Origin of the sequence: Phenylobacterium sp. (genome assembly GCF_013911965.1) — a bacterium.
GTDB lineage: Bacteria > Pseudomonadota > Alphaproteobacteria > Caulobacterales > Caulobacteraceae > Phenylobacterium.
Genome location: NZ_JACESE010000005.1, coordinates 207,915 through 232,642 on the forward strand (window position 1 = coordinate 207,915; position 24,728 = coordinate 232,642).

Consider the following 24,728-nt stretch of genomic DNA (forward strand, 5'->3'; position numbering starts at 1 on the left):
TTTGACGGGATCGGTGATCTTGGGCCTCCCTACGGCTCTTCCTTGTAGATGCCCACGACCAGCGGCTCGCCCTCGGCCATCCGCGCCCGGTACATGCCCGAGGTGTTGTAGCTCCAGGCCATCTGGCCGTCGGGCGCCACGGCGATCACGCCGCCGTCCCCGCCCAGGGCCGTCAGCTTCTTCTGGATCACCTCGTCGGCGGCGGCCTGCAGGCTCATTCCCTTCAGCTCGACGAGGGCGCAGATGTCCCGCGCCACGGTGAGACGGATGAAGTACTCGCCGGTTCCCGTGGCCGAGACGGCGCAGGAGGCGTCGGAGGCGTAGGTTCCCGCCCCGATGATCGGGCTGTCGCCCACCCGGCCCCAGCGCTTTCCCGTCGTGCCGCCGGTGGAGGTGCCGGCTGCCACATGGCCGGCCCGGTCGAGGGCGACGACGCCCACGGTTCCGTACTTGCCTTCGTCGTGGGCCAGCGCCGCGGCCTCGTCCGGCTTCGTCGCGCCCTGCGGCTTGGGCGGCACCGGCAGGCCGTGCTCGGCCAGGAACTTCTCGAGCGAGCGCCAGCGCCGCTCGGTGTAGAAATAGCCCGGCTCCACCTGCTCCAGGCCCTGTTCGCGGGAGAAGGTGTCGGCGCCCTCGCCCATCAGCATGACGTGCGGCGAGGCCGTCATCACCTGGCGGGCCAGCGAGATGGGATGGCGGGTACGGGTCACGCCCGCCACGGCGCCGGCCGAGAGCGTCGCCCCGTCCATAATCGAGGCGTCCAGTTCGTTGCGGCCTTCAGCGGTGAAGACGGCGCCGCGCCCCGAATTGAACAGCGGATCGTCCTCCAGCAGGTGGATGGCGGCCTCGATGGCGTCGAGGGCCGAGCCGCCGTCGGCCAGCACCTCGGCCCCGGCCCGCGTCACGCGCTCCATCGCCGCGCGGTAGGCGGCCTCCTGTTCGGCGCTCAGGTCGGCGCGCTCGATCACGCCGGCCCCGCCATGAACCACGATCGCCCACTTCGGCGCCGCCATCGCATTCCCCGTCATCACCATGGTCGCCAGCAGGGCCAGGCCGAACATCCGCATGAAGCTTGCTCCTTCCGCACGCCGGCCACCCTGCGCGGCATCTGGGCGCCCCGTCTAGCACATGGGCGGCCGTCATCCAGTCGGCGCGGCCGCCGGCCGCTTGGGGCGAGACAAGGCCGACCTGGCCTGATAGCTAGGGCCAAGGCTGCTCCTCCCTCAGGAAACCGATGCTTCGCAAGACCTATGACTGGGCCATGCGCATGGCCGGCTCGCGCCACGCGCCCGCGGGCCTCGTCGCCGTCTCCTTCGCGGAGAGCTCCTTCTTCCCCGTCCCGCCGGACGTGATGCTGGCGCCCATGGTGCTGGCCCGGCCGGATCGCGCCTACTTCTACGCCTTCCTCTGCACCCTGGCCTCGGTCGCCGGCGGCGTGCTCGGCTACGCGATCGGCTTCTACATGGAGCCGCTCGGCCGCTGGCTGCTCGCCCTGATGGGCCACGGCGAAGGCCAGGAGGCGTTCGAAGCCTGGTACGCCCAGTGGGGCCTCTGGGTGATCCTGATCAAGGGTCTGACCCCCATCCCCTACAAGCTGGTGACCATCGCCTCGGGCCTGGCGCAGTTCTCGCTCTTCACCTTCATCTGGGCCTCGGTGGTCACCCGCGGGGCGCGCTTCTTCCTTACCGCGGCCCTGCTCAAGCACTTCGGCCCGGCCATGCGCGCCGAGATCGAGCGACGGCTCCTGCTCTACACGACCATCGGCGTGATCCTGCTGGTCGGGGCGATCGTCCTGGTCAAGGTCGTGCTCTGAGCGGAGTGGCGCAGCCGGCGAATTTCGAGTTCAATCGGCGCAAATGATCCCTGGCCTCCGCCCCCTACTCGACCGCTGGCGCCTGAGCGCGCTCGCCGCCTCGGCCGGCATGCTGGCCATCGCCCACGCCTTCGAGACCTTCGGCGGCCTGGCGCCCTGCGCGCTGTGCCTGCGCCAGCGCGAGGTCTACTGGGTCGCCATCGCCGTGGCGCTCGCCGGCATGATCCTGACCCGCCTGCGCGGCGGCGAGCGGTACAAGGCCCTGTTCAACCTGGTTCTCGGCCTCATCTTCGTCGTCGGGGCGGGCGTGGCCGCCTATCACGCCGGCGCGGAGTGGAAGTGGTGGCCCGGCCCCACCGCCTGCGCCTCGACGGGCGGAACCGTCGGCCTCGATGCGCTTTCGGCCCTGGCCCAGGGCGCGCAGGTCAAGCCGCCGGCCTGCGACGAGGCGCCCTGGGTCTTCGCCGGCCTGTCCATGGCCGGCTGGAACGTCCTGATCTCCCTGGGCCTCGCCGCCCTCAGCGTGACGGCCGCCCTGCACGAAAGAGGCAAGCGATGAGCAAGCCGATCCCCCCGCGCCCCGGCGCTTCCGCCGTCCGCGCCCGGTTGGCCGAGATCCTGCGCGTCGACCACGCCGGCGAACTGGGGGCCGTCCACATCTATCAGGGCCAGCGCGCCGTGCTCGGCGCGGCCAAGGGGCGCGAACGCATCGCCGCCCAACTGGAAGAGATGGAAGGCCATGAGGCCGTCCATCTGGCGCGGTTCGACGCGCTCCTGAACGAACGGAAGGTCCGCCCGACCCTGATGACCCCCGTCTGGCGCGTGGCCGGCTTCGCCCTGGGCGCGGGGACCGCCCTGATGGGGGAGAAGGCCGCCCACGCCTGCACCGAGGCGGTCGAGAGCGTGATCGAGCAGCACTATGCCGGCCAGATCGCCGAGCTCTCGGAACAGGAGCCGGAACTCGCCGCCCAGCTGTCGCAGTTCCGGGACGAGGAGCTGGCCCACCGCGACCTGGCGGTGGAAGAGGGCGCGCATCAGGCGCCGGGCTATGCCGCCCTGTCGGCGGTGATCCGCGCCGGCTGCCGCGCGGCGATCAAGCTGAGCGAAAAGGTCTGACGGCCTCCGTCTGAGGACGGCGCCGACTTCCCGGCATTGACCCTCTCTCCCTCAGGGTCCAGATTTCGAACGGACCGGGACCAGGGGGACGTCATGGCGGGATCGCAGGACCAGGCGGCGGAGCCGCGCGCGTGAACCTCCGCGTCTATGTGCTGGCCTTGTCCACCTTCGCCTTCGGATCGGGGGCGCTGATCTTCGCCGGTCTTCTGGAGCCCATGGCCGCCGACCTGGGCGTTTCCGTCGGGGCGGTCGGCCAGCTTCAGACCACCTACGTTCTGACCTCCGCCCTGGCGGGACCGCCTCTGGCCTTCCTCGCCGGACGCTTCGAACGTCGCGGCCTGCTTCTGACGGCGCTGGCCGTGGCCGTGATCCTGAACCTGGCCTGCTACCTCACCGCCTCCTTCCCGGCTCTCCTCGTCCTGCGCGCCGTCCTGGGGGCCACGGCCGCGCTCGCCGGGCCCGCCGCGTCGGCGGCGGCCAGCGCGCTCGTGCCGATGGAGCGTCGCGGATCGGCGCTGGCCGTCGTCACCGGCGGCATGACGGTCGCCTTCCTGATGGGCATCCCTCTGGGCAGCGTGGTCGGCTCGGCCTTCGGATGGCGGACGGCCTTCCTGCTCTCGGCGGCTCTGGCGGCCTTCGCCTTCGTCGCCATCCTCGCCTACCTGCCGAAGGTCCGGCCGCCGGGCCCGCAGGCGGGCGAAGGCTTGCGCGCCGGGCTGGTCCTGCCGCTCTTCGCCTCCACCTTCCTGGCCTTCGGGGCCGACATGACCATCACCACCTACATCGCGCCGATCCTGCGCCTGCAGGCCGGCGTGACCGGCGCCGGCGTGGCGGCCTTCCAGATGCTGGTGGGGGTGGGCAGCTTCCTGGGCCTGACGCTCGGCGGACGCGCCGCCGACCGCCAGGCCGGCGGCCTCAGCGTCACCCTCGCCTTCGCAGGACTGGCCGTGGGCGCAGGCCTGCACGGCCTGGAGCTCTCCGGCGGCGCGCCCGAGGGCCTGCCCACCTACCTGGTGGTGGGCCTGACGGTCCTGATCGGTTCGACCTCGCTCTTCTCGGTCATGCCGGTGATCCAGTCGCGCCTGATCCAGCGTGCGCCGGCCGCCGCGCCCCTGGCGCTCGCCTTCAACGGCTCGTCGGCCGCCCTGGGCCAGGCCTTCGGCGGCGCGCTCGGCGGCCTGCTGATCACCCAGGCCGGCGCGCCTTCGGTGACCTTCGCCTCGGCCGTCATCGCCGTGTCCGCCGCGGGTTTCTGGTGGCTCACCAACGGCCGCGCGCAGCCTTCGCCAGCCAAACTCGCCGCATCGTGAGCGGCGGACGTGCAGCTCTCGCCCCACAGGCGAGGCTCGGTGCGACCCAAATAGGACTCACATAGAACTCCCGCCATTCTTGGGAGTTCGAATATCATGAGTCATCGACCGGTTATTCTGTTGGTCGACGACGACGTCACATTGTTACAGGCGATTGCGCAAATACTGGGCGCTGAGAGCTTTGAGGTTGTTTTGGCGGATCAGCCAAATCTGGCCACGCAATTCCTCAATAATTTGAACGTCGACCTCGCCATTGTGGATATCTTCATGCCCGAACGCGACGGCGTCGAACTCATCCGCGACATCAAGGCGCGCCGGCCGGACCTGCCCATCATCGCCATGTCCGGCGGCTGGCGCAGCATCAATCCCGACACGGTCCTGGAAATGGCCCGCGCCCTCGGCGCCGAGGCTGGCCTCATCAAGCCGTTCGACCGCGCCGCCCTGCTGGCGACGGTGCATAAGGCGCTTCGCGACCGAACCCCATCTGGTTGAGGAGCGGCGCGGCGACCGCAGGGCTCGCCGCGCCGCAGCCAACCTATCGAGGCGCCGAACCCGTCGCCTGCATCGCCGCGCCGATGCGGGCCCGCAGTTCGGCGTCCTGCTGCGCCGCCTCTGCAATCTGGTTATATTCCTGCGGCGTGATGCCCGCTTCGGTGACGGCCTGCCCCATCTCGTTGGCGGCTTGCTGTTGCACCTGTTGACGCTCCTGCTCGCCCGAGGCGGACTGGAGCTTGCCGGCGTACTTCTTGTTCAGCTCGCCGACGGCGTTCATGGCCACCGCGAAGCTCTGCACCTGATCATCGCTGAAGGACGAGGCGCCAGGCGCCGACCTCTGAGGCTGGGGGGCCTGGGACGGTGCGGCCGTCTGGGCGAGGGCAGGCGCCGCGAGGCCGATCGCGAGGGCGCTGGCGAGTGCGATCGAGGGCATACGCATGGCGGATTCCTTCTTCCGTTGGGTCTGGCCCGACGGTCGCCGGGCTATTTCAGCCTACGAAATAGTTTGTCCACATCAAGGCCCACGAGAAGGCCGAAATCCCTTTCGGACCTGGCTTCCTCGACCTCGAACTCCTTCACACCACTATCGAAAAATGAGGCCTAAGCCTCCAGCTCGATGTCCCAGTAGAGGTAGTCGAGCCAGCTTTCGTGGAGGTAGTTGGGCGGGAAGCGGCGGCCGCGTTCCTGCAGCTCGAAGGCCTGCGGCCGGCGCGGCGCCATCAGCGGCCGGATGCCGGCCTCCTGCGGCGTGCGCCCGCCCTTGGCGAGATTGCAGCGGGCGCAGGCGGTGACGATGTTCTCCCAGCTCGTACGCCCGCCCCGCGACCTCGGCACCACGTGGTCGAAGGTCAGTTCCTCGGTGGAGCGGCAGTACTGGCAGGTGAAGCCGTCGCGCAGGAAGAGGTTGAACCGGGTGAAGGCGGGCGGCCGGTCCTGCGCCACATAGTTCTTGAGCGAGACGACGCTCGGCAGGCGCATGGAGAAGGAGGGGGAGCGGATCTCGTGGTCGTAGGTGGAGACCACGTCCACGCGGTCGAGGAAGACCGCCTTGATCACCTCCTGCCACGGCCACAGCGACAGGGGATAGTAGCTGAGCGGCCTGAAATCCGCGTTCAGCACGAGGGCCGGCCATCCCGATGGCGGATGCTGGATCACCTGCATCGCCGGGACTCCGGACGGGGCGGAGAGGCTCCGCCGATCGGGTAAGCACAGAGACTGAAGACGAAACTCCCCTATCTCGTGTGGGCGTCGGGCTTGGACCCCCGACAGGCCAGATCATAGGCGCGATTCTGTGACGGCTCCATTGCGTCCGCTCAGCCGCCTCTTCGGCCAAACAAAAAGGGGGCTCCGGCGGGAGCCCCCTCTGCGCGACTGGAGAGTGTCGCAGGCGTTACGCAAAGGCGCTCAGAAGCGCGCCGACCATGACCAGGCTCGCCACGACGAACAGGGCGGGAGTCAGGCGGTCGAAAACACGTTCGGCGGCCGAGATGGAAGCGAGAGACATGACACACACCTTTCAGTTTGAACCCCGGGGGAGCGGGGACGTTTCTCATTTGAACGATGCTAAGATAGCGCACATCTGAACGTCGTCAAGATGCATCTTTACGCCGATCAGATGCAGTTTTAGACTGGGTCGCGATGAGAGAATCTGCAGCCGCCGAAACGCGCCCCTATCACCATGGGGACCTGCGCCGCGCCCTGGTCGAGGCCGCCTGCCGGCTGCTGGAGACCGAGGGGCCGGGCGCCCTGTCGCTGCGCGCCGTGGCGCGGGAGGCCGGGGTGAGCCCGGCGGCCCCCTATCACCACTTCAAGGACAAGAGCGAACTGCTCGACGCGGTCGCCCACGAGGGGTGGGAAAAGCTCGACGCGGCCTTCGAGGCCGTGCGCAGGAGCGGGATAGCGCCTGGCCACCTCGTGCGGGAGCTGGGCGTGGCCTATGTCTGTTTCGCCCGCGAACATCCGGCGCTCTACCGGGTGATGTACGACTGCTCGCGCGACAAGGCCGACATGCCGGCCCACGTGCACGAGAACGAGGAAAGCGCCTATCGGCGGGTGAAGGAGACCCTGATCTCCGCCGGCGCCGATCCGGCCGACGAGGTCGGCCTGGAACTGGCCACCATCGCCTGCTGGTGCGCCGGTCACGGCCTGGCCGAGATGGCGAGCTTCAAGCAGTTCGAGCCCCTGAAGGAAGCGCTGGGCGGGGAAGAGGCCTTCCTGCGCGGCGTGCTCGAACATCTGGGGGTGTTCGCCCGCGGGCTGCAGCGCTAGATCCCAGGGGGTGAGCGCCCCCTTCGTCACCCGCTTCGCCCCCTCGCCCACGGGCTATCTGCACCGGGGGCATGCGTTTTCGGCCCTGACCGCATTCGAGGCCGCAAGGGCGGCGGGCGGGACCTTCCTGCTGCGCATTGAGGACATCGACGCCACGCGCGTGCGGCCGGCGTTCGAGGCGGCGATCTTCGAGGACCTGGCCTGGCTCGGCCTGTCCTGGCCCACCCCGGTCCGCCGCCAGTCGGAGCACATGGCCGACTACGAGGCGGCGCTGGAACAGCTGCGCGCGAGGGGCCTCGTCTACCGTTGCTTCCGGACCCGCAGGGAGATCGCCCAGGCCATGGCCAGCGCCCCGCACGGCGCGATGGAGCAGTTCCGCGGCGCGCCCCTCCCCCCCGAGGAGGAGGCCGAGCGGCTGGATCGCGGCGAGCCCTTCGCCTGGCGCCTGTCGCTGGCGGCGGCCGAGGCGCGGCTGGGCGGCTTCGATCGACTGAGCTTCGTGGAGGAAGGCCGGGGACCGTCGGGCGAGCACGGAAGCATCGCCGCACGGCCGGAGCTCGGCGGCGACGTCGTCCTGGCGCGAAAGGATGTGGGCGTGGCCTATCACCTGGCCGTGGTCGTCGACGACGCCCTGCAGGGCGTCACCCACGTGATCCGCGGCCAGGACCTGTTCGAGGCCACCCATGTGCAGCGTCTGCTTCAGGCGCTGCTCGATCTGCCGACGCCGGTCTATCGGCACCATCGGCTGCTGGTGGGGCCGGACGGGAAGCGCTACGCCAAGCGCGACCGGGCCGAGACCTTGCGGGCCCTGCGGGAGGCCGGCGTCACCCCCGCCGAGCTGAGAGCGGAGATGGGACTTTGAGCGACACGCCCGCGCCGGCGCCGGCCGAGACGTCGACGGACGGACGCGCCCTGGCGGTCCTGGTGTTCGGCGCGGCCGTGATCGGCCTCGTCCCCATACTGGTGCGCCTGTCCGACACCGGCTCGGCCGCCGCCGGCTTCTGGCGGCTGACCTTCGCCCTGCCCCTGCTAGCCCTGATGGCGCGGCGAAGCGGTGCGAAGCTCAGCCCCGGACCTTCCCGGCTGGCGGTGGCGGCGGGCGTCATGTTCGCGCTGGATCTCGGCTTCTGGCACTACGGCATCGCCATGACCTCGGTGGCCAACGCCACCGTGCTGACCAATCTGACGCCGGTGGTGGTCACCGCCTTCGCCTGGATCTTCCTGCGCCAGACGCCGCGGCGCCTGTTCGTGGCCGCGGTCGCCCTGGCGATGGCCGGCGCCTTCACCATGGCCGCGGCCAAGGGCGGCGCGCCGGGCCCGAACCCGACGCTCGGCAACGCCTCGGCGGCGCTGACGGCCCTCTGGTACGCCTTCTACTTCCTGGCCGTCAGCGCGGCCCGGAAGACGGAGGCGGCCAGCCGCATCATGTTCTGGTCGAGCCTGACCGGAGCGCCCCTGCTGCTGATCGCCGCCAAGCTGCTGGGCGAGACGGTCATCCCGGGGAGCCTCGGCGGCTGGGCGGCCTGCGCGGGCCTGGGCGTGCTGCACGTCGCCGGCCAAGGCGCCATCGCCTGGGCGCTGGGCCGCCTGCCGCCGGCCACGGCCTCCGTCGTGGTGCTGATCCAGCCCGTGGTCGCCGCCATCGCCGGCTGGCTCCTGTTCGCCGAGGCGCTGGGCCCCCTGCAGGCTGCGGGCGGCGTCGTGACCCTGGCCGGGGTGGCGCTCGCCCAGTGGAGCGCGCGGCCGCCCCGCGCGCCGGCCGCGAACGCGCCGAAGCCCGCCTAGTCCGACAGCCCGTAGGCCTGACGCGCCTGCTCGATGGCCGCCAGCTTGGCTTCGAACGGGCCCCACCGGTCGTCGAGATCGATGCTGGCCCAGATCATCTCGTTCTCCTGGTGGATCAGCTCCTGCGGCTCGGGCGCCTGGAAGTAGGGGTCCGCCAGCGCCTCGGGCCGCGCCGGCGCGTAGGCCTTCAGCGTCTGACGGAAGGCGGCGAAGCCTTCGCCTGCATAGAGGTCGCCCCGCACGCCCGCCAGGGCGCGTCCTTCGTCGCCGCCGAACCAGTCGAAGAAGAAGGGCTCCCAGCGCAGGCGTTCGCCCCCGGCGGCCAGCGCCTGGAAGGCGGCCTGGGCGAGTTCGGCGTCGGCGTCGGCGCCGCGGCTTTCGACACCCAGGCGCCGCCGGATGGCCCGCGCCAGTTCCTGCCGGTAGGCCGGGGCGAAGAGGTTCAGGGCGGCGACCAGGCTCTCCTCCTCGCCCACCAGGCTCAGGCAGCCGCCCAGCTGGCGCAGGTTCCAGAAGACGGCCTCGGCCTGGCGTCCGAAGCTGTAGAGCCCCGACTGGTCGAAGTAGGCGGCGACGAAGTTCGGGTCGTTGTGCGGGAGGAAGCGGTAGGGACCGTAGTCGAAGCTCTCGCCGGTGATGTTCATATTGTCGGTGTTGAGCACGCCGTGGACGAAGCCGGCCGCCATCCAGGCCGCCGTCAGCCGCGCCATACGCCCCGTGACCGCCTCCAGCAGGGCGGCGGGCCGGTCCTTCGCGCCGTCGAGTTCGGGATAGTAGAGGGCGATGACGTGGTCGATCAGGGCCTCGATCCGGTCGGGCCGCTCCTCGAAGGCATGCCGCTGGAAGGTCCCGAAGCGGACGTGGCTGTGCGACAGGCGCACCAGCACCGAAGACCGTGTCGGACTGGGTTCGTCGCCCCGCTCCAGCGCCTCGCCCGTCTCGATCAGCGAAAAGGAGCGCGAGGTCGGCACGCCCAGCGCCTCGAGCATGGCGGTGGCCAGCACTTCCCGGACGCCGCCCTTGAGCGTCAGCCGTCCGTCGCCGAAGCGGGAATAGGGCGTCTGGCCCGAACCCTTGGTCCCGAGGTCGAGCAGGCGGCCGGTCCCCTTCTCGCGCAGCTGGGCGAAGAGAAAGCCGCGGCCGTCGCCGATGTCGGGGTTGTAGGTGCGGAACTGGTGGCCGTGATAGCGCATCGCCCGAGGCTGGCCGAAATTGTCCGGCAGGGGCTGGAAGCGGCCGAAGTGGGCGATCCATTCCTCGTCGCTCAGCCCATCCAGGCCGACCGTGGCCGCGGCGCGGTCGTTGCGGTGGCGGAGCAGGGTCTGGGGAAAGTCGGCCGGCTTCACCGGATCGGAGAAGGCCTCGCCCAGGGCGTCGAACTGCGGGTCGGGGCGATAGTCGTCGCTGATCGGCATGGTCGCCCTCCGGCGGGTCAAAGGAGATCGGCGGCCCAGGCCTGCGCATTCCGCGCCGCGCCGACCACCGGCGTTCCCGAAGAGAAGCGCCGCAGGTCGGCCAGAGTTTCGGCGAAATCCGGCGCGGAGGGATCGGCGTCCTGGCTGACGACCAGGGCTTCGACGGCCAGTCCGCGGGCGCGGACCACCTGCAGCGCCGTGAGATTGTGGCTCATCGATCCCAGATAGGAGCCGCCGACCAGCAGGACCGGCAGGCCGAGCGCCGCCATGAGGTCGAGGTTGAGCCCGTCCTCGGCCAGCGGCGACATGACCCCGCCGGCGCCCTCCACCAGCATCAGGTCGGCCTGAGCGCGCGCCAGGGCCTGCCGGCAGAGGTCGGCGAGCGTCCCGAGCCGCAGATCCGCGCCCTCGCGCCTTGCGGCCATGGGGGGCGAGAGGGGCGCCGCGAAACGCAGGGGCGAGACGCCTTGCAGCGTCTCGTCAGTCAGCGGCTGGCCCATGGCCGCCAGCAGCCGGCCAGGATCGCTGTCGACCCAGTCGGCCGCGTCGACGCCGCTGACCACCGGCTTGAAGGCCGCAACGCGCAGGCCCCGCGTGCGTGCGGCCGTCAGGAGGACGCAGCCGACATAGGTCTTGCCGACGTCCGTATGGGCGCCGGCGACGAAGAGGGCGCGCATCAGGCGGTCTCCAACAGTGAGCCGACCGCGCGGGCCAGCCGGTCGATCTCGGCGTCGGGGTGGCCTGCGGTGAAGGCGAGCCTCAGGCGGGCCGTCCCGGCCGGGACCGTCGGCGGACGGATGGCGACGGCCAGGAAGCCCTGGTCCTCCAGGGCCTGCATGGCGCGCAGCGTCCGGTCGGCCTCGCCCAGCAGGATCGGCACGATGGGGCTCTGCGCCTCCGGCAGGCCGAGGGCGCGGGTGAAGCGGCGCGCCTTGGCCAGCGGCGCGGCGGTGAGGGCCGCGTCGGCGCGGACGATGTCCAGCGCCGCCAGGGCGGCCGCGGCGCTCGCCGGGGGCAGGCCCGTCGAATAGACGAAGGTCCGGGCCCGGGTGCGCAGCAGGTCGATGACCGGGGCGCTCGCACAGACATAGGCGCCGTAGCCCCCCAGCGCCTTGGACAGCGTCCCCATGGCGAGGTCGACCTTGGCGTCCGGAAAGAGGGCGGCGGTCCCCCGCCCCTGCCCCACCACGCCCAGGCCGTGGGCGTCGTCGACCAGCAGCCAGGCGTCGTGGGCGCGGGCCAGGTCGCTGATCGCATCCAGCGGCGCCACGTCGCCGTCCATGGAGAAGACCCCGTCGGTGGCGATCAGCACGTGACGCGCCGAGCCCCGCGCCTCCGCCAGCCGCGCGGCGAGATCGGCCACGTCGTTGTGCGCGAACCGCACGATCCGCGCGCCGGAGAGCTGGGCGCCCGCCCAGATGCAGGCATGGGCCAGTTCGTCGACGAGGACCACGTCGGTCGCGCCGACGACGGTCGGGATGATCCCGGCGTTGGCCAGATAACCGGAACCGAAGACGCAGGCGGCCTCCGCGCCCTTGAACGCCGCCAGGGCCGCCTCGAGCTGCGACAGCAGGGGATGATCGCCGGTCACCAGGCGCGAGGCGCCCGCGCCGGCCCCGAAGCTGCGCGCCGCTTCGGCCGCCGCGGCCGTGACCTGCGGATGGTGCGACAGGTTCAGGTAGTCGTTGCAGGAAAAGGAGAGCAGCCGCCGGCCGGCGCGCTCGACCCAGATCCCGTCCAGCCGTCGCGTCGGCTCGAGCCTGCGCCGCAGGTGGGCGGCGTCCAGTTCGGCGAGCTTGGCGGCGGCGAAGGCGGAGAGGCTGTCGGTCACGGCCGCGGTATGCACGAGGCCAGGGCCGCGTTAAAGCCGCCTTCCGGCGAAGGAGGCTTAAGATGAGCGACTGGTTCGACCAGGGCGCGCCGCACGTCTGGCGGCCCTATTGCCAGATGAAGACCGCGCCGGCGCCGCTGCGGGTGGCCCGCACAAGCGGCGCCCGCATCGTCCTGGAGGACGGCCGCGAGCTGGTGGACGGCATCGCCAGCTGGTGGACCGCCTGCCACGGCTACAATCACCCCCACATCGCCCAGGCGATCACCGACCAGCTCGCCAGGGCGCCGCACGTCATGTTCGGCGGTCTGGCGCACGAGCCGGCCTACCGGCTGGCGGCGCGGCTGTCGGCCCTGCTGCCCGGCGACCTCGACCACGCCTTCTTCGCCGAGAGCGGCTCGGTCTCGGTGGAGATCGCCATGAAGATGGCGATCCAGTTCCACATCAATGAGGGCCGGAGCGGCCGCTCGAAGTTCGTCAGCTTCCTCGGCGGCTATCATGGCGACACGCTCGCCACGATGACCATCTGCGATCCGGAGGAGGGCATGCACAGCCTCTTCTCCGGCGTCATGCCGGCCCAGCACGTGGTCCCCCTGCCCCGCGACGCCGCCAGCGAGGCGGCGCTCGACGCTCTGCTGGCGGAGAAGGGGCAGGAGATCGCCGCCCTCATCGTCGAACCGCGCATCCAGGGCGCCGGCGGCATGCTGGTGCATGACGACGCGGTGCTGCGCACCCTGCGCCGGCTGGCCGACAGGCACGGCGTCCTGCTGATCTTCGACGAGATCTTCACCGGCTTCGGCCGCACCGGCGACCTCTTCGTCTGCGAAGGCGCAGGCGTGATCCCCGACATCGTCACCCTCTCCAAGGCCCTGACCGGCGGAACACTGCCCCTGTCGGCGGCGGTCGCCCGTCGCCGCGTGTTCGACGCCTTCTGGTCGGACGATCCGTCGGCGGCCCTGATGCACGGTCCGACCTACATGGCCAATCCGCTCGCCTGTGCGGCGGCCAACGCATCGCTCGACCTCTTCGAGACCGGCGCCTGGAAGGCCGACGTCGCCCGGATCAACGCCGGCCTGGCCGAGGGCCTCGAGCCCTGCCGCCAGGCCGCCGGCGTGGTCGACGTCCGCACGCTCGGGGCCATCGGCGTGGTGGAGTTCGAGACCGCCGTCGACGCCGGCGCCCTGTCTCGACGCTTCGCCGAGCTGGGCTGCTGGATCCGTCCCATGGGCAAGGTGGTCTATCTGACGCCGCCCTTCGTCATCTCCGAGGCGGAGCTCGCGCGCTTGACGGGTGTCATTCGCCAGGTCCTGGGCGTGGGATAGGCAGGCGGCATGGACAAGCAGGCCATCCTCGACAGCCTCGACCTGGTGGCGGAACGCAGCCCCGACCCGGCGCCCCAGGTCTATGCCCGACTGTTCGCCCGCCATCCGGAGATGGAGGCCCTGTTCGTCCGCGACGTCACCGGCGACGTCCGCGGCCAGATGCTGGCCCAGGCGGTCGAGGTGCTGCTGGACTATCTCGGCCCCCGCGCCTTTGCGGTGAACCTGCTGCGCACCGAGGTCCACAACCACGACAATATGGGCGTGCCGGGCGAGACCTTTCCGGCCTTCTACCGCGCCATGGCCGAGGCCTTCGAGGCGATCGGCGGGCGCGACTGGACGCCCGCCATGACCGCGGCATGGCAAGAGGTCGCGGAGGCCTTCGGCGAGATCATCGCCGCCGAGGCCCGCACCGTCTGACGCCTCAGGCGAGCGCCGCCTTCAGCTTCTGCGCCGTCTCCTTCACCGCCTCGCCGATGGCCGGGGAGATGTCGGGCATGATGAAGAAGTCGTGGACCAGGGCGCCGTATTCCACGTGCTCGGCCTGCACGCCGGCGCGACGCAGAAGCTCGGCATAGTCGCGTCCCTCGTCCTTCAGCGGATCGAACCCGGCGGTGACGACGAGCGCCGGCGGCGTGCGGGCGCAGTCGGCGGCGCCGAGGAAGGCGCGATGGGCCTGGGCGTGGCCCTTGGCCGCCAGGCACTTGTCGAACCAGGCGATGGCCGCCTTGGTCAGGATGGGTCCGTCGAGCGCCTGACGCGAGGCGGTGTCCTGCTCGGGCCAGATGCCCGGATAAAGCAGAAGCTGGAAGGCGAGCTTGCGCTCGGGATCGTCGCGCAGGTCGATGGCCACCGAGGCGGCCAGATTGCCGCCCGCCGAGTCGCCGCCGACGGCGATCCTGGCCTTGTCGAAGCCCAGTTCGTCGGCATGGTCGAAGGCCCACCTGGTGGCCGCCAGGGCGTCGTCGTGGCCGGCCGGGAAGGGGTTTTCCGGGGCCAGGCGATAGTCGACCGCCAGGACGCGGATCCCCGCCAGGGCCGCCAGACGCCGGCAATGGCCGTCATGGCTTTCCAGGTCGCCGATCACGAAGCCGCCGCCATGGAAATAGACGAGGCCCGGCGTCTTCGGCGGCGCGCCGGCCGGGGTGTAGAGCCGCGCCGGGATGTCGCCCTCGCCGCCCTTCACCCACAGGTCCATGGCGGTGACGTCCTGAGGGGACTTCTGGTCGGCGGCCTTGCGCTGCATGCGGTAGCCGACCCGGACCATGTCCGGCGGCAGGGCGTCCAGCGGCGGGGCGGCGGGCTGGCCCTCGGCGGCCTTGGCCTGGGCGTCCAGCATCGCCTTGATCTGGGGGTCCATCATGGGCGTCGTCCTCGAAGAATGAAGTCCTGCGCCGGCCTCTCGCGCGGGCCGGTCGCGAAAGCGGCCCCCGGAGCTTCCGGGGGCCGCGAAGGTTTCGGAGCGGTCTGACCTATTCGGCGGCCTTGGGCGCCCAGCCCATGATCGCCTTGACCTCCAGGAATTCGTGGAAGGCGAAGTCGCCCCACTCACGCCCGTTGCCGCTCATCTTGTAGCCGCCGAAGGGGGCGGTCATGTCCGAGGCGCCGTTGATCGACACCTGGCCGGCGCGCAGGCGCGTGGCGATCTCGCGGGCCTTGGCGAGGTCGGCGCCGTTCACATAGGCCGCCAGGCCGTACTCGGTGTCGTTGCCGATGCGCACGGCGTCGTCGACGCTCTCATAACCCATGATCGACAGCACCGGGCCGAAGATCTCTTCCTGGGCGATGGTCATGTCCGGCTTCACATTGGCGAAGACGGTCGGCTTGACGAAATAGCCCTTGTCCAGGCCCTCGGGGCGGCCGGGGCCGCCGGCGACCAGGGTCGCGCCCTCGTCGATTCCCTTCTGGATCAGGCCCTGGATCTTTTCGAACTGGGTCTGGGAGACCACCGGGCCCAGCATGGCGTTGCCGGTGGGGTCGCCGACCGTGATCTGCTCGGCCGTCTCCTTGGCCACGGCGATCGCCTCGTCCATCCGCTTGGAGGGGACGAGCATGCGGGTCGGCGCGTTGCAGGACTGGCCGGAGTTGTTCATCACATGGCGGACGCCGGCGGCGACGCTCTTCGTGAAGACGTCGTCGTCCAGGACGATGTTCGGGCTCTTGCCGCCCAGCTCCTGGTGGACGCGCTTGACCGTCGGGGCGGCGTTCTTGGCCACTTCGATGCCGGCGCGGGTCGAGCCGGTGAAGGACACCATGTCCACGTCCGGATGGCTGGAGAGCGGCACGCCCACGCCTAGGCCGTCGCCGTGGACCATGTTGAACACGCCCGCCGGCACGCCGGCCTCATGCATGATCTCGGCGAAGATCTGGCCGCTGAAGGGGGCCACTTCGGAAGGCTTCAGCACCATGGTGCAGCCGGTGGCCAGCGCCGGGGCGACCTTGCACATGATCTGGTTGAGCGGCCAGTTCCAGGGCGTGATGAAGCTGCACACCCCGATCGGCTCCTTGCGGATCATGGTGGCGCCGCGGTCTTCCTCGAACTTGAAGTCCTTGAGGATGTTGATGGCCGTGGCCAGGTGACCCATGCCGGCCGGGACCTGGGCGCGCTGGGCCAGGCTGGCGGGGGCGCCCATCTCCTCGGTGACGGCGGTGGCCAGGTCGCCGAAGCGCTTCTGGTACTCGGCCAGCACGCGCTGCATGACGTCCAGCCGCTCCTCGCGGCTCGTCTGGGACCAGGTCTCGAAGGCCTTCCGCGCGGCCTTCACCGCCTTGTCCACGTCGGCCGCGCCGCCGAGCGCGATCTTGCCGGCCACGCCTTCGGTGGCGGGGTTGATGACGTCCAGGGTCTTCAGCTCGACGGGCTCGACCCATTGGCCGTCGATGTAGAACTTCAGGTACTCGCGCATGCCGTCCTCCTGGACCCTAACGTTTCTTGGCGCCGGGCCCGACCGGCCCGCACGGTTTCAAACAGGCATTTTAGTGATCGGCGTTCACCTTGGAAGCGTCAATCCGGCGGGAACATCGATCCGGCGGCGGCGCCTGGCGCCGGCCCCACGGGCGTCAAGTTGAGGCGCCGCAGGATTTGCTGCAACCGCCCTTGCGCGCTTTCTGGCCTCCCTTGCGCCTTGCCCGCAGCCCCGTGCGCCGGTAAAGCCCGTGACAGTTCCTTTGCGGGAGAGACCCATGGTCGCCATTCTCACCATCCTGGCCTTCCTCGTCGTGATCGGCGCGCTGAACGCCTACGAGTTCGGCCGGATCGACTGATCGGCATGAGCCGCTCCGGAGACGCGGGCCTTGGCTGAGCCCGAACGGGGCGCGGCCCTGGTGACCGGGGCGAGCCGGCGGATCGGCCGGGTGCTGGCGCTGACCTGCGCCGACGCCGGCTACGACGTCGCCATCCACTGCCGGACCATCGACGACGACGCGGAATCCGCCGCTGCGGAGATTCGCGCCCGCGGGCGGAAGGCCGCCCTGTTCACCGCCGATCTGCGCAAGGAGGCCGAGACGGCCCCTCTGGTCGGCAGCGTCGAGGGCGAGCTCGGTCCGGTGAGCCTGCTGGTCAATTCCGCCTCGGTGTTCGAGGAAGACGCCTTCGCCTCGATGAACCGTCATTCCTGGGACCTGCACATGGAGACCAATCTCCGCGGGCCCCTGGTCCTGGCCCAGGCCTTCGCCCGCCGGGTCACGGCCGAACGTCGCGGCCTGATCGTCAACATCCTGGACCAGAGGGTCTGGCGCACGCGCCCGGACTTCTTCTCCTATTCGCTCTCCAAGGCCGCGCTGTGGGAAGCCACGAAGATGATGGCCCAGGCGCTGGCCCCCCGCATCCGGGTCAACGGCGTCGGCCCCGGGCCGGTCCTGCCGTCGATCCATCAGCAGGGGAACGATTTCGAGGACGAGGCCGCTTCCACCCTGCTTCGCCAGGCGGTCGATCCCGCCGAGATCGGCCAGGCCCTGCGCTATCTGATTGACGCTCCGTCAGTGACCGGCCAGATGATCGCCGTCGATTCCGGCCAGCACCTGACCTGACCGCCCCTGGAGGCCGCCCTTGGCCCTGTCGCCCGTCACCGAATCCGACCTGCCGCCCCAGACCCTCGGCGCGCGCGTGGTGGCCACCAAGGTCTTCGTCACGGGCCTGAAGGTGGACGCCCATATCGGCGTCTACGCCCATGAGCGCGGCCGCACCCAGCCCCTGGTCATCGACGTGGAGCTGGACGCCGCCACCGCCGGCGCCGAGCACCTGTCCGACACGGTGAATTACGAGCTGGTGGCCGAGGCCGCCCGCCAGCTCGCCGGCGCGGGCCATATCGGCCTGGTCGAAACCTTCGCCGAACGGCTGGCCCTGGCCTGCCTGGAAGATCCCAAGGTCAGCCGCGCCCGCGTGCGGGTCGACAAGCCCCAGGCGCTCGCCCCCCACGCCGAGAGCGCCGGGGTGGAGATCGTCCTCGTCAGGGCCTGAGCCGATGCGCGTCGTCCACCGGGCGCGGATCTCGCCGCTGCTGCCGGAGACGCAGTGGACGCTGGAGGGCGAGAATCTGGTCGAACGGCGCGGCGGCCGGGAGCGTCGCTTCCAGATGTCGCGGCTGCGGCGGATGAGCATCGCCGAGGGCCTCGCCCGGCTGGACTTCCCCCGCGCGCGCCTGCGAATCCCGGCGCGCAGCTTCGCCTCCGGCGTGACCATCGAGGATCACGGCGCGAGCTTCCGCGCCCTGACGGAGGCCCTGGCCGCCGAGGCCGCCGCCCGCGCGCCGAGCGTGCGCCTGGGCCCGTCCCAGCCGTCGGGCGCCGAGCTGGTCGTCTGGACGATCGGGCTCTTCGGCCTGGGCGCGCTGGCCATGCTCGCCTGGAGCCTGCTGGCCGGCGCCTGGGCGCTCGGCCTGGCCCTGGCCGCCCGGCTCGCCTTCGTGGCCATATTGGCGCTCGCCGTCCTGCCCTGGCTGGCCCGCCGAGGCGAATAACGCCGAATTAAGGTGGCGCCGAGGCCGCGGCGCCCCAACATCCCGGTCAGGGATTTCAAGGAGCCCATCACATGAGCGACGTTTCGACCCCGACCGCGACCTCCGAGGACCGCACCCTGCCGGCGGTCGTGTACGGCCTTTACCTGCTGGGCCTCGCCAACGGCCTGACCATCCTGATCGGCCTGGTGCTGTCCTATGCCAGCCGCGGATCGGCCGGGCCGGTGATGGCCACGCACCACACCTTCCTGATCCGCACCTTCTGGCTGTCCATCGGCTGGTTCATCATCGGCGGCCTGCTGCTGCTGTTCGGCATCCCGCTGTCCCTGGTGCTGGTCGGCATCCCCGCCGTCCTGCTGGGCGTCTTCATCATGGGGGCGGTCGGCATCTGGTTCGTGATCCGCTGTGTGATGGGCGTCATCTACCTGGCCCGGGGCGAGCCCTATCCGCGGCCCTACAACTGGCTGATTTAGGGGCGCCGGCGCCCAGGTCGGCGGCGCCCGCGCCGCCGACCTTCCCCCCGGGGTTGCACGGGCTTCTAGGCGCACCGCCCGCCCTTAAGCTTGGCCGTGACTGCGAACGGTCGGGGGGATCGCATGCTGAGCCGGGTGATGGGACTTCTGCTGGGCCTGGCGCTGGGCGGCGCCGCCTACGCCGTCCTAAATCCCGGCGGGCTGGAGGGGCGGATCCCCCCGATCGGTCTGGGCGCCTTCGAGAGCGTCCGGCTGGGCGTCGGCCTGGCCGCGGGCCTGCTGGGCGCGGCGGTGGCCATCGCCGCCTTCGCCGGACCGACCGGGCGCCGGCGCCGCCGGGACGACGACCGGCCGCCCCTGGCGGGTTTCCAGCTGGACGCGCCGGCCGAGGAGCCGCAGGCCGCGGCCGAGCCGCCGGAGGAGCCCGGGCGCTCCGAACACCTTGCCCTTGAGGCGAGCGACCCGTTTCCGGTCGAGGCGGCGGCGCCCGAACCGGAGCCGGAGCCCTTTCCGATGACCGCGGAGACCGAGCCCCGGGCCTTCGAGGCGGCGCCCGAGGCCGATGCGGAGGCGCCCTGCGAGCCCGCTCCGGCGCCGCAGATCGTCCCGCCCGCGCCGCTTGCGGCCGTCGCCGCCGCCGCGCCGGAGTCCCCGCCTCCAGAGGCCGCGCCTGCGCCCGTCGCCGATCCCGAGACCTTCAGCTTCGACGCCGCCCGCGACGCCCTGCGCTCGGCCGCCCGCGCCGAGGCCTGGTCCGAGGCCGCCGACGCCCTGCGTCTGGTCCGCAGGCTCGCCGTCGATGAGCGCCAGCACATGCTGGCGGCCCAGGACGCCGGCGACTTCGCCCGCGCGCAGGGCCTGACCGACGACGCTGTCGAGGCCTATGACGAGGCGCTCGCCTATGCGCGCATGGCCGGATCGCCCGGCGAACTGGCCGACGCCCTGATCAATGTCGGGGACATGGCCTATGACGAACAGCGCCTGGACTACGCCGTCGCCAATTACGAAGAGGCGGTCGGCTTGCGCCGGCGGATCGCGCAGGACACGCCCTCGCCTGACGCCCGCCGCAGCCTTTCCATCGCCCTCGAGCGGCTGGCCGACGCCCGCGAGGATCGCGGCCACAGGATGCGGGCGCTCGACCTCTACCGCGAGAGCGAGGCGGTCACGGCCGAGCTGGCCCAGGCGGACGCCGCCCGCTTCGGCGCCGACCTCGCCGCCACCCGCAAGCGCCTCGAGGAACTGGAGGCGCGCGTCCTGGCCTGACGCCGCCCAGAAAAAACGCCTCCCCCGCGCGAGCGAGAGAGGCGTTCAGGATCGAAGGTTCGATGCGGGTCAGGCCGGCTGCAGCTGCCGGCGGACCATCTTGGCGTAGTCGTCCATCAGGCTGAGCGAGATGTTGCCCGGCTTGAAGCTGTACTCGCCGATCTGGGAGACCGGCGTCACCTCGGCGGCCGTGCCGACCACGAAGCATTCGGTGAAGCCCGCCAGCTCCTCGGGCTTGATGTGGCGCTCGACCACCTCGAAGCCCTTGGACCGGGCCAGTTCGATCACCGACTGGCGCGTGATCCCGTTCAGGAAGCAGTCCGGCGTCGGCGTGTGCAGCACGCCGTCCTTCACGAAGAAGACGTTCGACCCCGTGCTTTCGGCCACATAGCCGCGGTAGTCGAGCATCATGGCGTCGGTGAAACCGTCCTTCTCCGCGGCGTGCTTGGAGATGGTGCAGATCATGTAGAGGCCGGTGGCCTTGGCGTGGACCGGCTCGGTCTCCGGCGAGGGCCGCTTGTATTTGGCCCAGCACATACGGATGCCCTTGGCCTTCTCTTCCGGCGAGAAGTAGCTGGGCCACTCCCACACGGCGATGGCCACGTGGATCTTGGTCTGCTGCGCGGACACGCCGATCATTTCCGATCCGCGCCAGGCGATCGGGCGGATGTAGGCGTCGGTGAGGCCGTTCTTGGCGCAGGTTTCGATGCAGGCCTTGTCGATCTCGGCGACCGTGAAGGGGATCTCGAAATCGAGGATCTCGGCCGACTTGAACAGGCGCTCGGTGTGCTCGGTCAGCTTGTAGATCTCGCCGCCGTACATGCGCTCGCCTTCGAACACGGCCGATGCGTAGTGCAGGCCGTGCGTCAGTACGTGCACCTTCGCCTCGCGCCAGGGCACGAACTGGCCGTCCAGCCAGATCCAACCGTCGCGATCGTCGAAGGGAACGAGAGACATAGGCTTTGCGCCTCCTTTCAATGCGCTTCCCTTACAGCGCCGCCCGCGCGCCGCGTCAAACGGAAAGGGGCGTGCGCGGACGTGGCGAAGGCGGCGCGGCCGTCCTATTCTCCAGCCCCGACAGCAGGAGAGTCCGCCCCCGCATGAGCCTCGCCGAAGCCCCGAGCGCCGCTTCCCGGCACCTGCTGGTCGTCGACGACGACGACCGGATCCGCGAACTCCTCAAGGCCTATCTCAGCCGCGAAGGCTTCCGCGTCACCGTCGCCCCCGGCGGCGAGGCCGCGCGCAAGCTGCTCGAGGGCTTCGACTTCGACCTGGCCGTCTTCGACGTGATGATGCCGGGCGAGGACGGCGTCTCCCTGACCCGGTGGCTGCGCGGACGGAGCGGGGCGGCGGGACGCACGCCGGTGCTGATGCTGACGGCCCGCGGCGAGCCTGAGGACCGGATCGCCGGCCTCCAGGTCGGGGCCGACGACTATCTCGGTAAGCCGTTCGAGCCGCAGGAGCTGCTGCTGCGCATCGAGGCCATCCTGCGCCGGACGGCCGAACGCAGCCCGGCCGCCGCCCAGCTGGCCCTGGGCGACTGCACCTTCGATCCCGCCCGGGGGGAGCTGTTCCGCGACGGCGTCGCCGTCCGCCTGACCGAGGGCGAAAGCGCCCTGCTGAAGCGGCTGGCGCGCAACCCGCACGAGCCGGTCGACCGGATGGAGCTGGCCCATGAGACGGTCGATCCGTCCGGCCGCGCCGTCGACGTCCAGGTCACCCGCCTGCGACGCAAGATCGAAGCCGACCCGAAGACGCCGCGTTATCTGCAGACGGTGCGCGGGGTCGGCTACATGCTGGCGCCGGACTGATGCGCCTGCGCCTGCCGCCGCGCTATCTGGGGCGCCTGATCAAGCGGAGGCTTCCGACCAGCCTCTTCGGCCGCTCGCTGCTGATCATCGTCCTGCCGGTGGCGCTGATGCAGATCGCCGTCACCTGGATCTTCTTCGACGCCCACTGGAACACGGTGACCAGCCGCCTGTCCGACGGCCTGGCCGGCGAGGTGGCCTGGGCGGTGGAGAGCTACCAGGACGACAAGAGTCCGGAGGCTTTCGCCAAGCTGGCCGACCGCGCCGAGGAGTCGCTCAGCCTCTCCATCGCTCTCCAGCAGGGCCGCGACCTGCCGGAGACCCGCCGCTACGCCTTCTTCGCGCCAGTGGACTACGCCCTGAAGCGGGCGCTGTCGGAGCGGCTGGACGCCCCCTTCTGGTTCGACGCCACCCGCTACCCGGCCTATGTGGACATCCGCGTGCAGGTGGACGAAGGCGTGCTGCGCATCCTGGCGCCGCGGGACCGGGCCATCGCCACACAGGGCCACATCTTCATCCTCTGGATGACGGTGGCGACCCTGCTGCTGACGGCTGTGGCCATCCTCTTCATCCGCAACCAGACCCGGGCCATCGAGCGGCTGGCGACCGCCGCCGACGCTTTCGGCCGCGGCGTGGACGACCAGGGGTTCAAGCCGCACGGCGCGCGCGAGGTGCGGCAGGCGGCCCACGCCTTCCTGGCCATGAAGAGCCGCATCCAGCGCCATATCGAGCAGAGGACCGCCCTGCTGGCCTCGGTCAGCCATGACCTGCGCACGCCTCTGACCCGGCTGAAGCTCGAGCTGGCGCTCGCCCCGCCCTCGTCCCGGACCGAGGAGATGAAGCGCGACCTCTCCGAGATGGAGCACATGATCGACGAGTACCTCGCCTTCGCCCGCGGCGAGGGCGGCGAGGCCGTCGAGACCACCCGCCTGCTGCCCCTGCTGCAGGAGGTGGCCGAGGGCGCGGTGCGCGCCGGCGCCCAGGTCCGCGTCGAGGCGCCGGAGACCCTGGCCGTCGACGTCCGCCCCAATGCGCTCAAGCGCGCCGTCTCCAACCTGGTGATGAACGCCGCCGTCCATGGCGAGACGGTGGAGCTGTCCGCTCGGATCCTGCCCTCGGGCGGGGTCGAGATCGCCGTCGACGACGACGGGCCGGGCATTCCGGCGGCCCAGTACGAGGAGGCGTTCAAGGCCTTCAACCGCCTGGACGAGGCGCGCAACCAGAACACCAAGGGCGTGGGCCTGGGCCTGGCCATCGCCCGCGACGTGGCCCGCGGCCACGGCGGCGAGGTGCTGCTCGACCGTTCGCCCTTGGGCGGCCTGCGGGCGGTGATCCGCCTGCCGCGCTAGGCCCCGAGCTCGCGCGACCGGCGGGCGGCCGCAGCCACCGCATCCTTGAGCAGGGGTCCGAGGCCGGCCTCGCCCATCAGCACGTCGAGCGCGGCCTGGGTGGTGCCGCCGGGCGAAGTCACCTGCCGGCGCAGCTCGGACGGCTCCTCGCCGCTCTGGGCGAGCAGGGCCGCGGCGCCGGAAATGGTGGCGCGGGCGAGCGTCCGGGCGGACTCGGCGGGGAGGCCGGCGGCTTCGCCCGCGGCCTCCAGGGCTTCGACAAAGGCGTAGAGATAGGCCGGCGCCGAGCCGGACACGGCGGTGGCCGCGTGCATCAGCTCCTCGTCCTCAAGTTCGACCACGGCGCCGACGGCTTCAAACAGGGGCCGCGCAATGTCGCGGGCCGCGGCGTCGGTGGCGTAGAGGCTCGCCGTGCCCTGGCCGATGGCTGCGGCCGTGGTGGGCATGATGCGCGCGACGGGACGGCCGCCGAAGGCCTGGGAGATCTGGGCGGCCGCCACGCCGGCGGCCACGGAGACGATCACGGCGTCGGAGGAGAGGCTGCCCCCAACCTCGACGGCGGCGTCACGCCAGAGCTGCGGCTTGACGGCCAGGAGCACGACCTTGGCCCGGCCCATGGCCTCGGCGTCGGGATCAAGCGACGCGCCTGCCGCGACGGCGGCCTTGGCCTCGTCGCCGGCCTGCGGGTCGCGGATCATGAGGTCGCTGAGGGGAAAGGCGCCGGCCTTGCGCCAGCCGGCGATCAGCGCGCCGCCCATGCGGCCGGCGCCCAGCATCAGAATCGGCCCCATCGGATCCTCCCTGGCTTGGTGGCGAAGGGCGGACCCTAGCGAGGCGAGGGCTGAATCGCGAGGCCGAAGACCCGCGCGTCCGGGCCGATCAGGCCTCGCCGACGGTCTCGAACATGCAGGCGGCCATGGCTTCGGCCGGGTTCTTCGCGCCGCGCACCAGGAAGTCGAACGCCGGATAGAAGCGGTCGGCCGCCTCCACCGCGATGTCGATCATGGCCGCGGCCTGAGCCAGGCTCGGACGCTCGCCGCTGGTCAGGGCCATGCTGTGGCGGAAGACGATCTCGCCGTCGTCCCAGAGCTCGAAGTGACCGAGCCAGAGGCGCTGATTGACCAGACCGATCATCTCGTGGGCCGGAGGACGCTGGTCCTGGGCCACGTTGTGGCTGAGCGCCAGGCAGAGCTGCAGGCAGTCGGCCTCCGGCCGCCAGGCGAACCAGAGCTCGTACTCCTTCCACTCGCCGGTCAGGCTGAAGGCGAGGTCGCCGTCCTCGGTGCGGTCGAATTCGAGATTCTCGGCGGTGAGCACGTGCTCGACCACATCCAACGGGTCCAGGCCGAGGACCACGTCCTCGTCGGGCTGGGGCATATCCATGGAACCCACGGTCCTTTCGCTGCGGCCGTGCCGGGCGCGATAGCCCGAACGAATCGACCGGCAGTCATGAAACTAATCTGCTTCGCGCGCCCGCTGTCACCGGCTTCTTCCGGCGAGCGAGGCACTTTCGCGTGTAGGCGACGGGCCG

The 24,728-nt window shown here is 70.9% G+C and carries 28 protein-coding genes; 17 read left to right on the plus strand and 11 right to left on the minus strand.

Annotated elements, in window-relative coordinates; translation table 11 throughout:
- Positions 1–29: 29 nt before the first annotated feature.
- Complete coding sequence (locus H2041_RS07295) at positions 30–1,067, minus strand: isoaspartyl peptidase/L-asparaginase family protein (RefSeq protein WP_367133139.1); 1,038 nt, start codon at positions 1,065–1,067, stop codon at positions 30–32.
- 167 nt (positions 1,068–1,234) lie between these two features.
- Here H2041_RS07295 and H2041_RS07300 point away from each other — a divergent pair, with 167 nt between their 5' ends.
- The 5 genes from H2041_RS07300 to H2041_RS07320 all read left to right on the plus strand — a co-directional run bounded on the left by H2041_RS07300 (position 1,235) and on the right by H2041_RS07320 (position 4,731).
- Entirely contained in the window at positions 1,235–1,813 is a 579-nt protein-coding gene (locus H2041_RS07300) for a YqaA family protein (RefSeq protein WP_293411017.1), read from the plus strand.
- 43 nt (positions 1,814–1,856) lie between these two features.
- Positions 1,857–2,372 (plus strand): disulfide bond formation protein B, encoded by a 516-nt coding sequence (locus H2041_RS07305; RefSeq protein WP_293411020.1) that lies wholly within the window; start codon positions 1,857–1,859, stop codon positions 2,370–2,372.
- Complete coding sequence (locus H2041_RS07310; RefSeq protein WP_293411022.1) at positions 2,369–2,929, plus strand: demethoxyubiquinone hydroxylase family protein; 561 nt, start codon at positions 2,369–2,371, stop codon at positions 2,927–2,929. Before H2041_RS07305 ends, H2041_RS07310 begins: the two co-directional genes overlap by 4 nt.
- Before the next feature lie 131 nt (positions 2,930–3,060).
- Entirely contained in the window at positions 3,061–4,239 is a 1,179-nt protein-coding gene (locus tag H2041_RS07315; RefSeq protein WP_293411025.1) for an MFS transporter, read from the plus strand.
- A 96-nt stretch (positions 4,240–4,335) separates the two neighbouring features.
- Entirely contained in the window at positions 4,336–4,731 is a 396-nt protein-coding gene (locus H2041_RS07320) for a response regulator (protein WP_293411028.1), read from the plus strand.
- A 43-nt stretch (positions 4,732–4,774) separates the two neighbouring features.
- Here H2041_RS07320 and H2041_RS07325 read toward each other — a convergent pair whose 3' ends face one another.
- Positions 4,775–5,173 carry a DUF4168 domain-containing protein gene (locus H2041_RS07325; protein WP_293411030.1) on the minus strand — a complete coding sequence of 133 codons (399 nt, stop codon included), beginning with the start codon at positions 5,171–5,173 and terminating at the stop codon, positions 4,775–4,777.
- A gap of 161 nt (positions 5,174–5,334) precedes the next feature.
- Complete coding sequence (locus H2041_RS07330; protein ID WP_293411032.1) at positions 5,335–5,895, minus strand: HNH endonuclease; 561 nt, start codon at positions 5,893–5,895, stop codon at positions 5,335–5,337.
- Between the two features lie 477 nt (positions 5,896–6,372).
- Between H2041_RS07330 and H2041_RS07335 the strand changes: the two genes are divergently transcribed.
- Genes H2041_RS07335 through H2041_RS07345 form a run of 3 tightly spaced genes read left to right on the plus strand, consistent with a single transcriptional unit; the run spans position 6,373 to position 8,787 of the window.
- Positions 6,373–7,002 carry a TetR/AcrR family transcriptional regulator gene (locus H2041_RS07335; RefSeq protein ID WP_293411035.1) on the plus strand — a complete coding sequence of 210 codons (630 nt, stop codon included), beginning with the start codon at positions 6,373–6,375 and terminating at the stop codon, positions 7,000–7,002.
- 10 nt (positions 7,003–7,012) lie between these two features.
- Complete coding sequence (gluQRS, locus tag H2041_RS07340) at positions 7,013–7,864, plus strand: tRNA glutamyl-Q(34) synthetase GluQRS (RefSeq protein WP_293411037.1); 852 nt, start codon at positions 7,013–7,015, stop codon at positions 7,862–7,864.
- Positions 7,861–8,787 (plus strand): DMT family transporter, encoded by a 927-nt coding sequence (locus tag H2041_RS07345; protein ID WP_293411039.1) that lies wholly within the window; start codon positions 7,861–7,863, stop codon positions 8,785–8,787. Before gluQRS ends, H2041_RS07345 begins: the two co-directional genes overlap by 4 nt.
- On the opposite strand, the gene H2041_RS07350 is transcribed toward H2041_RS07345, so the two are convergent.
- The 3 genes from H2041_RS07350 to bioF are packed head-to-tail and all read right to left on the minus strand — an operon-like array spanning position 8,784 to position 12,033.
- Positions 8,784–10,202, minus strand: coding sequence for a protein adenylyltransferase SelO (locus tag H2041_RS07350; protein WP_293411042.1), 1,419 nt, complete (start codon positions 10,200–10,202; stop codon positions 8,784–8,786). The genes H2041_RS07345 and H2041_RS07350 overlap by 4 nt on opposite strands.
- Before the next feature lie 17 nt (positions 10,203–10,219).
- Complete coding sequence (gene bioD, locus H2041_RS07355) at positions 10,220–10,879, minus strand: dethiobiotin synthase (RefSeq protein WP_293411045.1); 660 nt, start codon at positions 10,877–10,879, stop codon at positions 10,220–10,222.
- Positions 10,879–12,033, minus strand: coding sequence for an 8-amino-7-oxononanoate synthase (bioF, locus tag H2041_RS07360; protein ID WP_293411048.1), 1,155 nt, complete (start codon positions 12,031–12,033; stop codon positions 10,879–10,881). Before bioF ends, bioD begins: the two co-directional genes overlap by 1 nt.
- Before the next feature lie 62 nt (positions 12,034–12,095).
- Here bioF and H2041_RS07365 point away from each other — a divergent pair, with 62 nt between their 5' ends.
- Positions 12,096–13,352 (plus strand): adenosylmethionine--8-amino-7-oxononanoate transaminase, encoded by a 1,257-nt coding sequence (locus H2041_RS07365; protein WP_293411051.1) that lies wholly within the window; start codon positions 12,096–12,098, stop codon positions 13,350–13,352.
- A gap of 9 nt (positions 13,353–13,361) precedes the next feature.
- On the plus strand, positions 13,362–13,769 hold the full coding sequence (locus tag H2041_RS07370) for a globin (protein WP_293411055.1): 408 nt from the start codon (positions 13,362–13,364) through the stop codon (positions 13,767–13,769).
- 4 nt (positions 13,770–13,773) lie between these two features.
- Here H2041_RS07370 and H2041_RS07375 read toward each other — a convergent pair whose 3' ends face one another.
- The gene (locus H2041_RS07375) at positions 13,774–14,712 is read right to left on the minus strand and encodes an alpha/beta hydrolase (RefSeq protein ID WP_293411057.1); all 939 of its coding nucleotides are present in this window, start codon (positions 14,710–14,712) and stop codon (positions 13,774–13,776) included.
- Between the two features lie 109 nt (positions 14,713–14,821).
- The gene (locus tag H2041_RS07380; protein ID WP_293411059.1) at positions 14,822–16,255 is read right to left on the minus strand and encodes an aldehyde dehydrogenase family protein; all 1,434 of its coding nucleotides are present in this window, start codon (positions 16,253–16,255) and stop codon (positions 14,822–14,824) included.
- Positions 16,256–16,643: 388 nt separating this feature from the next.
- On the opposite strand from H2041_RS07380, the gene H2041_RS07385 reads away from it, so the two are divergent.
- From H2041_RS07385 to H2041_RS07405, 5 genes are all read left to right on the plus strand, one after another.
- Entirely contained in the window at positions 16,644–17,378 is a 735-nt protein-coding gene (locus H2041_RS07385) for an SDR family oxidoreductase (RefSeq protein ID WP_293411061.1), read from the plus strand.
- 25 nt (positions 17,379–17,403) lie between these two features.
- Positions 17,404–17,808 (plus strand): dihydroneopterin aldolase, encoded by a 405-nt coding sequence (gene folB, locus H2041_RS07390; RefSeq protein ID WP_293411167.1) that lies wholly within the window; start codon positions 17,404–17,406, stop codon positions 17,806–17,808.
- Between the two features lie 4 nt (positions 17,809–17,812).
- Positions 17,813–18,307 (plus strand): hypothetical protein, encoded by a 495-nt coding sequence (locus H2041_RS07395; protein WP_293411064.1) that lies wholly within the window; start codon positions 17,813–17,815, stop codon positions 18,305–18,307.
- A 71-nt stretch (positions 18,308–18,378) separates the two neighbouring features.
- Positions 18,379–18,777: a hypothetical protein gene (locus H2041_RS07400; protein ID WP_293411067.1), complete on the plus strand. Its 399-nt coding sequence runs from the start codon at positions 18,379–18,381 to the stop codon at positions 18,775–18,777.
- A 138-nt stretch (positions 18,778–18,915) separates the two neighbouring features.
- Positions 18,916–20,040, plus strand: a complete 1,125-nt coding sequence (locus H2041_RS07405; RefSeq protein ID WP_293411070.1) for a tetratricopeptide repeat protein — start codon at positions 18,916–18,918, stop codon at positions 20,038–20,040.
- A gap of 69 nt (positions 20,041–20,109) precedes the next feature.
- On the opposite strand, the gene H2041_RS07410 is transcribed toward H2041_RS07405, so the two are convergent.
- The gene (locus H2041_RS07410; protein ID WP_293411073.1) at positions 20,110–20,997 is read right to left on the minus strand and encodes a branched-chain amino acid aminotransferase; all 888 of its coding nucleotides are present in this window, start codon (positions 20,995–20,997) and stop codon (positions 20,110–20,112) included.
- A 143-nt stretch (positions 20,998–21,140) separates the two neighbouring features.
- Here H2041_RS07410 and H2041_RS07415 point away from each other — a divergent pair, with 143 nt between their 5' ends.
- Both H2041_RS07415 and H2041_RS07420 read left to right on the plus strand, forming a co-directional pair.
- Entirely contained in the window at positions 21,141–21,851 is a 711-nt protein-coding gene (locus H2041_RS07415) for a response regulator (protein ID WP_293411075.1), read from the plus strand.
- Positions 21,851–23,197, plus strand: a complete 1,347-nt coding sequence (locus H2041_RS07420; protein WP_293411077.1) for an ATP-binding protein — start codon at positions 21,851–21,853, stop codon at positions 23,195–23,197. The genes H2041_RS07415 and H2041_RS07420 overlap by 1 nt, the downstream gene beginning before the upstream one ends.
- On the opposite strand, the gene proC is transcribed toward H2041_RS07420, so the two are convergent.
- Together proC and H2041_RS07430 are read right to left on the minus strand one after the other, a co-directional pair.
- Positions 23,194–23,988 carry a pyrroline-5-carboxylate reductase gene (gene proC / locus H2041_RS07425; protein ID WP_293411079.1) on the minus strand — a complete coding sequence of 265 codons (795 nt, stop codon included), beginning with the start codon at positions 23,986–23,988 and terminating at the stop codon, positions 23,194–23,196. The two genes, H2041_RS07420 and proC, sit on opposite strands and share 4 nt — an antisense overlap.
- 88 nt (positions 23,989–24,076) lie before the next feature.
- Positions 24,077–24,580, minus strand: a complete 504-nt coding sequence (locus tag H2041_RS07430; RefSeq protein WP_293411082.1) for a YbjN domain-containing protein — start codon at positions 24,578–24,580, stop codon at positions 24,077–24,079.
- Between the last annotated feature and the right edge of the window lie 148 nt (positions 24,581–24,728).